The sequence below is a fragment of the Streptomyces sp. NPDC102462 genome (genome assembly GCF_044765425.1).
Lineage (GTDB): Bacteria > Actinomycetota > Actinomycetes > Streptomycetales > Streptomycetaceae > Streptomyces.
The window spans coordinates 24143-38350 of sequence record NZ_JBIWKB010000039.1 but is presented as its reverse complement, the minus strand read 5'-3'; the positions used below and the strand labels follow the sequence as shown (position 1 = coordinate 38350).

Here is a 14208-nt window from a genome sequence, read left to right as displayed (position 1 = left end):
GAAACCCGGTCCAGACCCCACCCACACGACGCCGACTCCGTCCCCCGGGCCACCGGCCTCGACACCCCCGGCGGCCCGGGACCGCAGCGGCGGATCCCGGGGGCCCGAGGGCCCGAGCACGGACCGTCGCCCGACGCGATCCGCGGCCGGCACCGGCGTGGGCGTCGGCGGCTCGTGCTTACCCGTTCGGTCGGAAACATGCGAGGCTGAATGGCGTCCCAGGCCCCATCCCACCCCCGAGGAAACCCCGACGATGAGCTCCGCCGAAGGCGACCGTGACCCGCAGCGCATCCTGATCGTCGACGACGAGCCCGCCGTACGCGAAGCGCTCCAGCGCAGCCTTGCCTTCGAGGGGTACGACACCGAGGTCGCCGTCGACGGCGCCGACGCGCTGGAGAAGTCCGCCGCGTACCGGCCCGACCTGGTCGTCCTGGACATCCAGATGCCCCGCATGGACGGCCTGACGGCCGCCCGCCGCATCCGCGGTGCGGGCGAGACCACACCGATCCTGATGCTCACGGCCCGCGACACCGTCGGCGACCGGGTCACCGGCCTGGACGCCGGGGCCGACGACTACCTGGTCAAGCCGTTCGAACTGGACGAGCTGTTCGCCCGCATCCGCGCGCTGCTGCGGCGCAGCTCGTACGCCGCCTCGCTGGCCGGCGCCACCCCGGAGGACGAAGCCCTCACCTTCGGCGACCTGCGGATGAACCTCGCGACCCGCGAGGTCACCCGCGGCACCCGGCAGGTGGAGCTGACCCGCACCGAGTTCACGCTGCTGGAGATGTTCATGGCCCATCCGCGCCAGGTGCTCACCCGTGAGCAGATCCTGAAGGCGGTCTGGGGCTTCGACTTCGAGCCGTCGTCGAACTCGCTGGACGTGTACGTCATGTACCTGCGCCGCAAGACGGAGGCGGGCGGCGAGCCGCGGCTCGTCCACACGGTCCGCGGCGTGGGGTACGTGCTGCGCCAGGGCGGCGCCGAGTGACACGGCTGGCACGCCGGTTCCGGGCCCTGCCGATCCGCTCGCGACTGTCCCTGCTGGTGGCGGCCGCGGTGGCGTTCGCGGTCGCGGCGGTCTCGGTGACCTGCTGGTTCATCGTGCAGGGGAAACTGTACGAGCAGCTCGACAACGACCTGCAGAAGTCCGCGTTGGCCATGGTCAGGGGCCGTCCCCAGGACCTCGACAACATCAAGACCGCGCTCACCAACTGCACGCAGACCCCGATCGCCGTCAACGGCCTCGGGAACAGCTACTCCCAGGTGGTCACCTCGGACGGGACCCCCTGTCTCTTCCAGAGCTCGATCGGCCGGATCAAGGTCACCCCGACCGACGAGGACGTGATCAAGAACGCGGACGTCGAAGGCGCCAAGGGTGTCTTCCACAACGGCACCGACGCGGAGGGCAACCGGGTACGCGTGTTCACCGCGCCCCTCACCATCAGCAGCCCGATCTCCCAGAGCAACGCGGCCCTCATGGCCGCCGTCCCCCTCAAGGGCACCGAGAACACGCTCAAGGACCTGGCCCTGGTGCTGCTGCTGGTCTCCGGGATAGGGGTCGTCGGGGCCGGCGCCGCCGGTCTCGCCGTGGCCCGGGCCGGGCTGCGCCCGGTCGACAAGCTCACCGAGGCGGTGGAACACGTCGCCCGCACCGAGGACCTGACCATCCGCATCCCGGTGGTGGACGACAGCGAGGACGAGATCGCCCGGCTGTCCCGGTCGTTCAACTCGATGACGTCCGCGCTGGCCAGCTCGCGCGAGTTGCAGCAGCAGCTGATCGCGGACGCCGGTCATGAACTGCGGACGCCGCTCACCTCGCTGCGCACGAACGTGGAACTGCTCACCCGCAGCGAGGAGACCGGCCGGCCCCTACCGCCGGCCGACCGCAAGGCGCTGCTGACGTCGGTGAAGGCGCAGATGACGGAGCTGGCGTCGCTGATCGGTGACCTCCAGGAGCTGTCCCGTTCGGAGGGCCAGCGCGGCGAACGGGTCCAGGTGATCGCGTTCCACGACACGGTGGAGACGGCGCTGCGCCGCGCCCGGCTGCGCGGCCCCGAGCTGACGATCACGGCCGACCTGGCGCCGTGGTACGTCCGCGGCGAACCGTCCGCGCTGGAGCGGGCGATCGTCAACGTCCTCGACAACGCGGTGAAGTTCAGCCCCGACGGCGGCACGGTGGACGTGGCCCTGGACAAGGGCGTGCTCACCGTCCGGGACCACGGTCCCGGCATCGCCGTCGAGGAACTGCCGCATGTCTTCGACCGGTTCTGGCGCTCCCCGAGCGCGCGGGCGCTGCCGGGTTCGGGCCTCGGCCTGTCGATCGTGGCCCGCACGGTCCAGCAGTCGGGCGGCGAGGTGTCCCTGGCCCCCGCGGAGGGTGGCGGCACGGTGGCCACGATCCGCCTGCCCGGCGCACCCACGGCCCCACCGGAACTGGTACAGGTACCGTGACGGTGCCGCCGCCTTCCACAGTGGGCTGACCTACCGCTCCCAGGCCGTACGGGACGCTCCGCTGGGGGCGGGCGTTGTGCGTCGTTGTCCGACTGCGAGTGCGTTGTGGCCGGGCGCGCAGTTCCCCGCGCCCCTCCCGGGGCGACCCGTACCACCACCCCCCGCGGCCGTCCGGCCCTACCGCCGGAGGATCAGTGTGTCCTCCGGGCGGCCGGCCGGCCGAGGGTCAGCCAGCCGGGCGTATGTGCCGCCGTGGGCGAGCAGTTCGGTGTGGGTGCCCGTTTCCACCAGTCGGCCGTGGTGCACGACCAGGATGCGGTCGGCGTCCGGGGCCAGCGTCAGGTCGTGGGTGATCACGATCGTGGTCCGGCCGGCCATCAGCCGGCGCAGGGGCCGCACCACCTGACGGGCGGCCACCGCGTCCAGGCCGGCCGTCGGCTCGTCCAGCACGAGGACCGGGGCGGCCCGGAGCATCGCGCGGGCGATGGCCAGGCGCCGCAGCTGGCCGCCGGACAGGGCCGCCGTGCCGGGGGCGATACGGGTGTCGTAGCCGTCGGGCAGTGCCGCGACGAAGTCGTGCGCCGCCGCTTCGCGGGCCGCACGCTCGATCTCCGCGTCGCTCGCGCCGGGCCGGCCGCACGCGATGTTCTCGCGGACGGTGCCGTTGAGTACCGGCGTCCGCTGCGGAAGCAGGGCGATGTTCTCGCGCAGGAAGTCGAGGGGTACGTCGGTCAGCGGCACGCCGTCCAGGCGGATCGTGCCGGCCGAGGGGTCGTAGAAGCGGGTCAGCAGCGCGGTCAGGGTCGACTTGCCGGCGCCGCTCTCACCGGTGACGACGACCAGTTCTCCGGGGCCCGCGCCGAACGTGACGTCCCGCAGGGCGGTGCGGGGCGCGTCCGGGTAGCGGAAGCGGACGCCCTCGAAGTCGATCCGGCCGCGCACCGGCCAGGCGGGGACCGGCCGGGCCGGGTCGGTGACGGCGGGCTCGGCGTCCAGGATCTCGCCGATGCGTTCGGCGCCGGCCACGGCCTCGGTGACGGTGAGGCCGAGCCGGCCGAGGGCGCGCACGGGCGGGTAGAGGTAGCCGAGGAAGGCGGCGAAGGCCAGCAGCTGGCCCAGCGTCATACGCCCCGCGGAGATCTCCCACACGCCGAGCCCGATCACCGTGAGCACGCACACCGTCTCGACGACCTCGACGAACTGCTCGTACAGCTCGCTCAGCCGCGCCCCGCGCACGCTGGCCCGCTGCCAGGCGCGGGCCTCGGCGTCGAGCCGTGCCTCCTCGTCGCGGCGGCGGTTGTAGGCCTGGGTGAGCACGATGTTGCCCAGCGCCTCGGTCACCACCGAGGTGATCGCGCCGTCGGCGGCCCGCTCGTCCCGGGACGCCTTCTTGACGCGGCCGGCGAAGCGGCGGGCGGCGAGCAGGAAGAGGGGCGCGAGCAGGAACGTGGCCAGCGCCAGGTCCCAGCGCAGCCAGAACGCGGCGGCGGCGTAGAAGACGGCGGAGAAGGCGGCCCCGATCGAGCCGACCACCCCGGAGACGACCAGTTGCTCGATGGCCTCGACATCACCGGTGAGCCGCTCGACCAGGTCGCCCTGGCGGTGCCGCTGGAAGAAGTGCGGGGGCAGGCCCTGCACATGCCGGAAGGCGTGCGCGCGCAGCCGCCGCACGAACCGCTCGGCGGTCCAGGTGGCGAGCGAGTTGCCGAGGTAGCCGACCAGCGCGCCGAGGGCGGCGACGCCCAGCCAGGCGGCGGCCGGGCCCCAGAACGCGGACAGCGAACCGGCCTGCAGGGCGTGGTCGGTGAGGTCGGCGAAGAGCAGGATGGCGGCGGTCTCGGTGAGCGCGGAGACCACCACGCAGGCCACGATCAGCGCGAGCCCGCTGCGGTCGCCGCGGGTCAGCGGCCAGAAGCGGCAGAACGCCCGGCGGGCTTCCCTCATGGTCAACTCCCTTGCGGATCAGGGGACACGGGACCGGGGTGGCGGCTGCGGACACGGCCGAGGCGGGGTCATCGGTGCGCGCGTACTCGACCCGACGACCCCGCCTCGTGGCGGGCCTTTCCCCTCTTCCCGGGAATTCCCTGTGATTTACTCAGGTGAATTCTTGGTCAGCGCTCGCCGCCGACCGGACGCCGCCTCGGAGTGGGCTTCTTCGGCGCCGGCTTCTTCGCGGCCGGGGCAGGCTTGCGGGTCTTCTTGACGGGGGTGACCTTGTGGAAGCTCATGTCTTCTCCTTGTTTCGATGTCGTCCGCGCCTTTCGCTTTCGACATGGAAAACACTACGGGAGCCGAGCGCCGGAGAATGCCAATTCCGGTGAGACCTGGGTTAATTGAGCCTGAGATGAATTTTCAGCTGCAATGCGGAACCACTTGGTGGCTCACACAGGTTTTATGGAACACCAAGGGCCCGGTACGTACCGGAGTACGTACCGGGCCCGAGCCGGGAAGCAGCCGCTGTGCGGATTACCGCACGATGGTGATCCGGTCCGCCGCGGGGGGCGCGATCGGGTTGCCCGCCGACGAGTTGGCCGTCAGGTAGTTCGCCAGGGCGGTCAGGTCGTCCGCGCCCACCAGGGGGTTGGTGCCCTGGCCCAGCGTGGTGAAGCCGTCGCCGCCGCCCGCGAGGAAGCTGTTGGAGGCGACCCGGTAGGTGGCGGCCGGGTCGATCGCGGCGCCGTTCAGCCGGATCGAGTCGGTGACCACGCGGTCCGCGCCGGACTTCGTCAGGTCCAGCGTGTAGGTCAGCCCGGCCGACGGCTGGAGGATCTTCGGCGCGGCGGCGTTGGCGCCGCTCACCTGCTCCTTCAGCACCTGGATCAGCTGCGCGCCGGTGAGGTCCTGGAGGTTCACCGTGTTGGCGAACGGCTGGACGGTGAAGCCCTCGGCGTAGGTGACGACGCCGTCGCCCTCGGCGCCCGAGGCCGCGTACGTCAGGCCGGCCCGCACGCCGCCCGGGTTCATCAGCGCCAGGGAGGTCTTCGGGTCCAGCTCCCGGCCGTGGGCGAGCTGCGCGTCCGCGATCAGGTCGCCCATCGGGGACTCGGTACCGGTGTTGGCGATGTCGCCGGAGATGTAGCCGACCGGGCGGTTGCCGATGGGCGCGGCCAGCGTGTTCCACTTGGAGATCAGCTGCGTCATGTCCGCCGCCTTGGGCACGGTGCGCGTGACCACGCGGTTCGCCGACTTCACCGCCGTACGGGCGATGTCACCGGTCACCCGGTCGTAGGTCAGCGTGGTGTCCGTGTAGAGGCGGCCGAAGGAGGCGGCCGAGGTGACCATGCGCGGCTTGCCCGCCGGGTCGTCGATGGTGCAGACGTACGCGTTGTGGGTGTGGCCCGTCACCAGCGCGTCTACCGCCGGGGTGACGTTCTTCGCGATGTCCACGATCGGGCCGGAGATGCCGGCGCCGGCGCCCGAGGAGTCGCAGTCGTAGTTGTAGCTCGACGAGGCCGGGAAGCCGCCCTCGTGGATCAGGGCCACGATCGACTGGACGCCCTGGCGCTGCAGCTCCTTGGCGTACTTGTTGATCGTCTCGACCTCGTCCTTGAACTTGAGGCCCCTGACGCCCTCGGCGGAGACGATGCCCGGGGTGTTCTCCAGGGTGACGCCGATGAAGCCGACCTTGACGTCCTTCTTCTTCCAGACCCAGTACGGCTTCAGGATCGGCTTGTCCGTCTTCTCGTTCAGCACGTTGGCCGCGAGGTACGGGAAGTCGGCGCCGGTGAACTTCTTCTTCTTGTCGTAGCAGCCGTCCGTCGGGTGGCAGCCGCCGTTCTGCAGCCGCGCCAGTTCCTTGGCGCCCTCGTCGAACTCGTGGTTGCCCACGGAGGTGACGTCCAGGTCCAGGCCGTTGAGCGCCTCGATGGTCGGCTCGTCGTGGAACAGGCCGGAGATCAGCGGAGAGGCACCGACCATGTCACCGCCGGCCGCGGTGATGGAGTACGGGTGGCCGGCGCGGGCCTGGCGCAGATGGGTCGCCAGGTACTCGACGCCGCCCGCGTCGACCGTCTTCGTGGTGCCGTCCGACTGGAGTTCGGTGACCCGGCCGGAGGAGCCGGACGGCGGCTCCAGGTTGCCGTGCAGGTCGTTGAAGGAGAGCAGCTGGACGTCCTGGTAGCGGCCCGGACGACCGTGGCCGCCGTGGTCGTCCCGGTCGTCGTGCGCCTGCGCGGGCAGCGCGGCGGCCAGGGCCGCGACGGTGGCGAGACCGGCGGCGGTCGCGAGAAACGTGTGCGTGCGGCGTCTGCCGCGGTGACGCGGATGGGCTGGCGTCGGCATGTGCCCCCCTGTGGGCTGATTGTGACGAGTGAGTCCGATGGCGCAGCCTAGATTCAACGCGCGTAGCGCGACAGGGGGTTCATGGTTACATCCTGGTTTCCCTTTGCTGACGTCTTTGCGTTTGCCCTTGTCACCACTTTGCCGCGGGCTCCCCGTACCCTCGTACGCATGACCAGCGACGACGCCGCACCGCCCTTCCCTTCCCGCGCCATCGAGACCTGCTCGGCGCTCTCCCCGGACCAGGCCGAGCGCGTTCTGGATCTGCTCGCGACGGCCGCCGCGACCGACGGACAGCAGGCGGTGTCCGAGCAGGGCCGGTTGCAACTGCGTGGGGGTGCCCGCGAGGGCGTCTCCCATCTGCTGCTCAGCGTCGGCGACGAACTCGTCGGCTATGCCCAGCTGGAGGACACCGACCCGGTGGAGGCGCCGGCCGCCGAGCTGGTCGTGCACCCCTCGCACCGGGGGCACGGGCACGGCCGGGCGCTCGGCTCGGCGCTGCTCGCCGCGTCCGGGAAGCGGCTGCGGGTGTGGGCGCACGGCGGGCACCCCGCCGCCCGCCACCTCGCCCAGGTGCTCGGGATGTCCCTGTTCCGCGAACTGCGCCAGATGCGGCGGCCGTTGACCGGACTCCGGCTGCCCGAGCCACGGCTGCCGGAGGGCGTCACGGTGCGCACGTTCGTGCCGGGGCGGGACGACGCGGCCTGGCTCGCCGTCAACGCGGCGGCCTTCGCACACCATCCCGAGCAGGGCTCACTGACCCAGCGCGACCTGGACGACCGCGAGGCCGAGCCCTGGTTCGACCCGGCCGGCTTCTTCCTCGCCGAACGGGCGGGGCAACTGGTGGGCTTCCACTGGACCAAGGTGCACGCGGAGGAGCAGCTGGGCGAGGTGTATGTGCTCGGCGTGGCACCCGGCGCCCAGGGCGGCGGCCTCGGCAAGGCCCTGACGACCATCGGCCTGCGCCACCTGGCCGCGCAGGGACTGCCGACGGCGATGCTGTACGTCGACGCCGACAACACGGCGGCCGTGTCCGTGTACGAACGGCTGGGCTTCGTGACCCACGAGACCGACCTCATGTACCGCACGGAGACATGAGGACCATGAGTCCATGAGTCCATGAGGGCACGGACGTACGAAGAGATCGGAACCACAGAGGTGAGGTGAGGCCCGGCCGCGCGGCCGGGCCTCCTTGAGCCGGCGGTTTGACTTCTGCGGTTTGACTTCTGGGGCACCCTTGCAACACCCTTTCACTACTCAATTAGTGAAAGGGTGGTTGTCCGAGTGGTCGAGTACCGCATCGAACGGCACAGCGGCGTGGCCACCTACGTGCAGATCGTCCAGCAGACCAAACAGGCCATCCGGCTGGGCCTGCTGCGGCCCGGTGACCAGCTGCCGACGGCCCGCGAGGTCGTGGAGGCCACCGCCATCAACCCCAACACGGTCCTCAAGGCGTACCGGGAGCTGGAACGCGAGGGGCTGGTCGAGGCGCGGCGCGGGCTCGGCACCTTCGTGCGCCGCACGCTGGGCTCCGCCCCGGCCGAGTCACCCCTGCGCGCCGAGCTGGAGGCATGGGCGGCCCGGGCCCGGCAGGCCGGGCTCGACCGGGACGACATCGCCGCTCTGTTCACCGCCGTACTCGAAAAGCACGCCGAGCACGTCGGTCAGTACCCCGAGCAGGACATCGATCAGCACGCCGAGCCGCACGCCGAAGGACAGGCCGAGCAGCACGCCGAGCCGCACTTCCAGGGAGAACAGTCATGACGACGAGTACCGGAGCGGCCATGGAGGCGGCCGCGCTCGGCAAGCGCTTCGGCCGGCGAGGAGGATGGGCGCTGCGCGACTGCGCGTTCCGGCTGCCCGCGGGGCGCGTCTGCGCCGTCGCCGGACCCAATGGCGCGGGCAAGTCCACGCTCCTGGCCCTGGCCGCCGGGCTGCTCGTTCCCACCGAGGGCAGCCTCCGCGTCCTCGGCACGGATCCGGCACGGGCCCGCGCCCGGGTCGGCTTCGTCGCCCAGAGCAAGCCGCTGCACCCGCAGCTCACCATCGCCGAGACGCTGCGCATGGGCGCCGACCTCAACCCCGGCCGCTGGGACCGGGCCACCGCCGAGCGGGTGGTGGCCGCGGGCGGCCTCGACCCGGACGCCCGGGTGCGGTCGCTGTCCGGCGGGCAGCAGACCCGGGTCGCCCTCGCCCTGGCCCTCGGCAAGCGGACCGAACTGCTGCTCCTGGACGAGCCGATGGCCGACCTGGACCCGCTGGCCCGGCACGACCTGACGGGCGTGCTGATGGGGCAGTCCGCGCAGCACGGCACCACCATCGTGATGTCCTCGCACGTGGTCGCCGAACTGGAGGACTCCTGCGACCATCTGCTGCTGCTCGGCGGCGGCCGGGTCCGGCTGGCCGGGGACATCGACGAGCTGCTGGCCGCCCACACCCGGGTGAGCGCGCCCGCCGGTTCCGCCGACCTGAGCGCCCACACCGTCGTGGAGTCCCGGACCACCGGACGCCAGCTGAGCGCCCTGATCCGCCGGGGCGCCCCGCTGCCCGCCGACTGGCGCACCGGCCCGCCGACGCTGGAGGACCTGATCCTCGCGCATCTGCGCAACCCCGAGGCGCCCGCCCTGACCACCACCGCCCCGGCGGAAACCGAGCAGACCCAGCAGACCGAGGAGACCGCCGCGTGACCGCCCTCACCGCCCCGGCCGCCCCCAGCACCGCCCCCGTCCACGGCGGCCCCCGGCTGACCCGCTGGCTGCTGCGCCTGCACCGGCCCGCGCTCATCGTGTGGACCGTACTCGTGCTGCTCGGCTCCGCCCTGCTGCTGTGGCTCGCCGGACCGCTCACCGACGCGGCGGCCGAGGGCTGGCGGCAGTACAACGCCTGCGGCATGACCCCGCGGTGCGCCTACGACCAGGACGCGATCCTCCTGTACAAGTCCGCCTACAACTACCTCACGGTCGCCTTGACCGGACTGCCGCTCCTGGTGGCCGCCTGGGCGGGCGCCGCGCTCACCGGCCGCGAACTGGAGTCCGGCACCGCCCAGCTCGCCTGGACCCAGGGCGTCGGCCCCACCCGCTGGCTGGCCCTCCGCATGGCCGTGCCGGCGGCCGCGATCACCGCGGGCACGAGCCTGCTGGTGCTGCTGCACCGCAGGGCGTGGTCGGCCGCCCAGGGCCGCGTCGACAACGGCAAGCCGTGGCACGACGTGTGGACCTTCCACGCCAACGGCCCGACCACCGTCGCCCTCGCCCTGGCCGGACTCGCCGTCGGCGTCCTCGCGGGCCTGCTGCGCCGCCGCACCCTGCCCGCGCTGGTGCTCGGCCTCGCGCTGACCGCCGGCGTGTGGATCACGGCCCAGCAGCTGATGCCGCACCTGTGGCCCGCTGTCACCGAGGTGACCGGCCTCGACGACCGCTACGGACACCTCTACTCCGGAGTCGAGGTCGACCACGGCCTGGTCACCGCGAGCGGCGCGCACATCCCCCAGCCCGAGTGCCACGCGGCCACGTCAGGCGGCTGCGGCCAGATGCTGGAAAACCTCGACGCGGTCGGCTACTACAACACCTACCACCCCGTCTCCCACTACTGGCCGCTCCAGCTGACCACCGGCGCGCTCGTGCTGGCCGTGGCCGGACTGTGCACGGCCGCGGCGTTCTGGCTGCTGCGCCGCCGCACCGCGACCCCCCGGGCCCCCCGGACCACGCAGCGGACCACCGCCTGAGCGGCCCGGCCTGGACCACGCCCCCCTTCGGCGCGGCACACCGCGCCGCACGGGCCCCGGCACGCCGGCCCTCCCGTCCCTCCGGCCACGCAGGAAACCCGCAGCACCGGCGGCGCGCATGCGTCGCCGTCACCGCCCGTACGACCCGCCGGACCTTCGCCGTCGTACGGGCCGCGGCCTTGGCGGACGCCGGGGAGCCGCCCCGCGCTATCCCGCACGTCATGTCTCCGTAACCGTCGATTCAGACGGGCTTGCGACGCTCAGCCAATGAAGACCGCCGCGCCAGAGCCTTCGCCGCCCCCCGAGGGGTCCGGTGGGAACGGGAACGTGAGACTGCCTCCCGCACGTTCCGACGCGCCCTTCTCCCTGGTCGCGCGGAACAATGGGCATATGAGCCAGAACACCCGGGCAGAGGCCCAGCCGTCCCCCACCACCACCCTCGGTGGGGGCCCTGCGGGCCTCGGCAGCCATGCGAACGCGCAGCCCTCCGTGGGCTCCATTGCCGCGCACCGCCCGCACACCGTGGCGGCGGCGGTCTCCGACCTGGCACCCGACCTCGACGCCGATCTCGACGGGTACGAGGAGTCGCAGACCGACGGCGTCCAGTTGCCGCAGGGTCGGTTCCTCGATCGGGAGCGCAGCTGGCTCGCGTTCAACGAACGGGTCCTCGAACTCGCCGAGGACCCGAACACGCCCCTCCTGGAGCGGGCGAACTTCCTGGCGATCTTCGCCAGCAACCTGGACGAGTTCTTCATGGTCCGGGTGGCCGGTCTCAAGCGCCGCATCGCGGCGGGCGTCGCCACCCGGTCCGCCTCCGGCCTCCAGCCCCGCGAGGTGCTGGAGATGATCTGGGCCCGCTCCCGCGAGCTGATGGCCCGGCACGCCGCCTGCTACCACGAGGACGTCGCCCCCGCCCTCGCGGAGGAGGGCATCCACCTGGTCCGCTGGAACGAACTGGCCGAGAAGGAGCAGGCCCGCCTGTTCACCCTGTTCCGGCACCAGATCTTCCCGGTCCTGACCCCCCTGGCGGTCGACCCGGCGCACCCCTTCCCGTACATCTCCGGGCTGTCCCTGAACCTGGCTGTGGTGGTGCGCAACCCGGTCAGCGGCCACAAGCACTTCGCCCGGGTGAAGGTGCCGCCGCTGCTGTCCCGGTTCCTGGAGGCCGCCCCCGGCCGCTACGTCCCCCTTGAGGACGTCATCGCCGCCCCCGCCCACCTCGAAGAGCTGTTCCCGGGCATGGAGGTGCTGGAGCACCACGCCTTCCGGGTGACCCGCAACGAGGACCTGGAGGTCGAGGAGGACGACGCCGAGAACCTGCTCCAGGCCCTGGAGAAGGAACTCATGCGGCGCCGCTTCGGGCCGCCGGTGCGCCTGGAGGTCGAGGAGTCCATCGACCGCGAAGTGCTCGACCTGCTGGTGCGCGAGCTGAAGATCAGCGAGGCCGAGGTGTATCCGCTGCCCGGCCCCCTCGACCTCACCGGCCTGTTCCGCATCCACAGCCTCGACCGGCCCGAGCTGAAGTACCCGAAGTTCGTCGCCGGCACCCACCGCGACCTCGCCGAGGTGGAGTCGGCCTCCGAGCCGGACATCTTCGCCGCCCTGCGCAGGCGGGACGTGCTGCTGCACCATCCGTACGACTCGTTCTCGACGTCCGTGCAGGCATTCCTCCAGCAGGCGGCCGAGGACCCCGCCGTCCTCGCGATCAAGCAGACCCTGTACCGGACCTCGGGCGACTCCCCGATAGTCGACGCGCTCATCGACGCCGCCGAGTCCGGCAAGCAGGTCCTCGTCCTGGTCGAGATCAAGGCCCGCTTCGACGAGCACGCCAACATCAAGTGGGCGCGCAAGCTGGAGGAGGCCGGCTGCCATGTCGTGTACGGCCTGGTCGGCCTGAAGACGCACTGCAAGCTGTCCCTGGTGGTGCGCCAGGAGGGCGACACGCTGCGCCGCTACAGCCATGTCGGCACCGGCAACTACCACCCGAAGACGGCCCGGCTCTACGAGGACCTGGGCCTGCTGACGGCGGACCCGCAGGTCGGCGCCGACCTGTCCGACCTGTTCAACCGGCTCTCCGGCTACTCGCGCCGCGAGACCTACCGCCGGCTGCTGGTCGCGCCCAAGTCCCTGCGGGACGGGCTGATATCACGCATCAACAAGGAGGCCCAGCACCACCGTGCGGGCCGCCCCGCCCTCATCCGCATCAAGGTCAACTCCATGGTGGACGAGGCGGTCATCGACTCCCTCTACCGCGCGTCCCAGGCGGGCGTGCCGGTGGACGTCTGGGTGCGCGGGATCTGCGCGCTCCGGCCGGGCGTCACGGGCCTTTCGGAGAACATCCGGGTCCACTCCGTCCTCGGCCGCTTCCTGGAGCACTCCCGGGTGTTCGTCTTCGGCAACGGCGGCGAGCCCGAAGTGTGGATCGGCAGCGCCGACATGATGCACCGCAACCTCGACCGCCGGATCGAGGCACTGGTCAGGGTCGCCGACCCGGCCCACCGGGCGGCCCTCAACAGGCTGCTCGACACCGGCATGTCCGACACCACCTCCTCCTGGCACCTGGGCCCCGACGGCGAGTGGACCCGGCACGCGGCCGACGCGGACGGACAGCCCCTGCGCAACATCCAGGAGATGCTCATAGACGCCCGGAGGCGCCGGCGTGGCACAGCAACACCTTGAACCGACGGATCCCGCGGCCGGGTTGACGACAGGAGACGCCCTCGCGGGCTATCTGCGCGCCCAGGCCACGGAGTTCCTGCGCGCGCTGCGGCTGCACCGGGAGACCGGCACGTCCGCCGGCCCGGAGGAGTCCGTCGACGCGGCACGCGCCCTGCGCCGCTCGGCCCGCCGCATCAGCGGCAGCCTGCACACCTTCCGCCCGCTCCTCGACGCCGACTGGTCGGAGGAGATGCGCCCCGAACTGGCCTGGCTCTCGGGGACGCTGGGGATGGAGCACGCGTACGAGGCGCGCCTGGAACGGCTGTTGCTCGCGCTGCACCGGCTGTCCGGCTCGACGTCGTTCCCGGCGCAGTCGGTGACCGCGGGTGCCGGTCCGGCGGCTCCCGGCTCCGGACCGGCCGCCCAGGAGCGCGGCAATCTCACCGTGGGCGCGGCCAAGGCGGGCGCCCTGCTCGAACGCCAGCTCACCCTGGCCCGGACCCGGGCCCACTCCACCGCACTCCAGGCCCTCGGCTCCTCCCGCTTCCACGCGGTCGCCGACAAGGTCGCCGTCCTGGCCAGCGAGGTTCCGCTCACCCCGGCCGCGGTCGGCACCGACCTGCGTCCGGCCGCCGCGGCGGCGGAGGAACGGCTCATGGACGCCGTCGCCGCGCTGCCCCTGGTCACCGCCGGGCACCCGTACAACGCGGAGGCGCTGGTCCACGGGCTGTCCCCGGAGCCCGCCCCGCATCCGCAGGACGGCCCCTGGCACCAGGTGCGCCTGCTGCTGCGGCTGCACCGCTACGCCCGTGAGGTGCTGTGCGGCGGCGGGCTCGACACGCCCCCGGCCGACCTGCGGCTGCTCACGGCGGGCCGCGCCCTTGACCGGCACCGGGACGCCGCGGAAGCGGCCGGAGCGGCGGCACAGGCGGCCCGCACCCCGCGCATCGCGCCCGCGACGGCGTACGCGCTCGGCGTGCTCCACGCCGACCAGCGGCACGAGGTGGAGGCCGCGCGGTTCGAGTTCCAGCGGTCCTGGCAGAAGCAGACGGTCAGCGCGCCCTGACCCGAAGCCGACGGCCCCCGAACGCCCCGAA

General features: G+C 72.3%; 9 protein-coding genes and 1 pseudogene. 8 read left to right on the top strand and 2 right to left on the bottom strand.

The window, feature by feature from the left end; all coding sequences use genetic code 11:
• Positions 1-253 precede the first annotated feature (253 nt).
• On the top strand, positions 254-988 hold the full coding sequence (locus tag ACIRFL_RS28750; RefSeq protein WP_404034030.1) for a response regulator transcription factor: 735 nt from the start codon (positions 254-256) through the stop codon (positions 986-988).
• A complete protein-coding gene (locus tag ACIRFL_RS28745; protein WP_404034028.1) occupies positions 985-2451 on the top strand; it encodes a sensor histidine kinase in 1467 nt (488 codons plus the stop codon). Before ACIRFL_RS28750 ends, ACIRFL_RS28745 begins: the two co-directional genes overlap by 4 nt.
• A gap of 177 nt (positions 2452-2628) precedes the next feature.
• On the opposite strand, the gene ACIRFL_RS28740 is transcribed toward ACIRFL_RS28745, so the two are convergent.
• Both ACIRFL_RS28740 and ACIRFL_RS28735 read right to left on the bottom strand, forming a co-directional pair.
• Entirely contained in the window at positions 2629-4395 is a 1767-nt protein-coding gene (locus ACIRFL_RS28740; protein WP_404034026.1) for an ABC transporter ATP-binding protein, read from the bottom strand.
• Between the two features lie 522 nt (positions 4396-4917).
• Positions 4918-6732, bottom strand: a complete 1815-nt coding sequence (locus tag ACIRFL_RS28735) for a bifunctional metallophosphatase/5'-nucleotidase (protein ID WP_404034024.1) — start codon at positions 6730-6732, stop codon at positions 4918-4920.
• Between the two features lie 168 nt (positions 6733-6900).
• Here ACIRFL_RS28735 and mshD point away from each other — a divergent pair, with 168 nt between their 5' ends.
• From mshD to ACIRFL_RS28705, 6 genes and pseudogenes are all read left to right on the top strand, one after another.
• Positions 6901-7827 carry a mycothiol synthase gene (mshD, locus tag ACIRFL_RS28730; protein WP_404034022.1) on the top strand — a complete coding sequence of 309 codons (927 nt, stop codon included), beginning with the start codon at positions 6901-6903 and terminating at the stop codon, positions 7825-7827.
• Positions 7828-8013: 186 nt separating this feature from the next.
• Positions 8014-8379, top strand: a pseudogene (locus ACIRFL_RS28725) (GntR family transcriptional regulator); the annotation flags it as partial.
• A gap of 110 nt (positions 8380-8489) precedes the next feature.
• On the top strand, positions 8490-9416 hold the full coding sequence (locus ACIRFL_RS28720; RefSeq protein WP_404034020.1) for an ABC transporter ATP-binding protein: 927 nt from the start codon (positions 8490-8492) through the stop codon (positions 9414-9416).
• A complete protein-coding gene (locus ACIRFL_RS28715; protein WP_404034018.1) occupies positions 9413-10453 on the top strand; it encodes an ABC transporter permease in 1041 nt (346 codons plus the stop codon). Before ACIRFL_RS28720 ends, ACIRFL_RS28715 begins: the two co-directional genes overlap by 4 nt.
• A 267-nt stretch (positions 10454-10720) precedes the next feature.
• Positions 10721-13132: an RNA degradosome polyphosphate kinase gene (locus ACIRFL_RS28710; RefSeq protein ID WP_404034016.1), complete on the top strand. Its 2412-nt coding sequence runs from the start codon at positions 10721-10723 to the stop codon at positions 13130-13132.
• Positions 13113-14177 carry a CHAD domain-containing protein gene (locus ACIRFL_RS28705; RefSeq protein WP_404034014.1) on the top strand — a complete coding sequence of 355 codons (1065 nt, stop codon included), beginning with the start codon at positions 13113-13115 and terminating at the stop codon, positions 14175-14177. Before ACIRFL_RS28710 ends, ACIRFL_RS28705 begins: the two co-directional genes overlap by 20 nt.
• Positions 14178-14208: the final 31 nt, after the last annotated feature.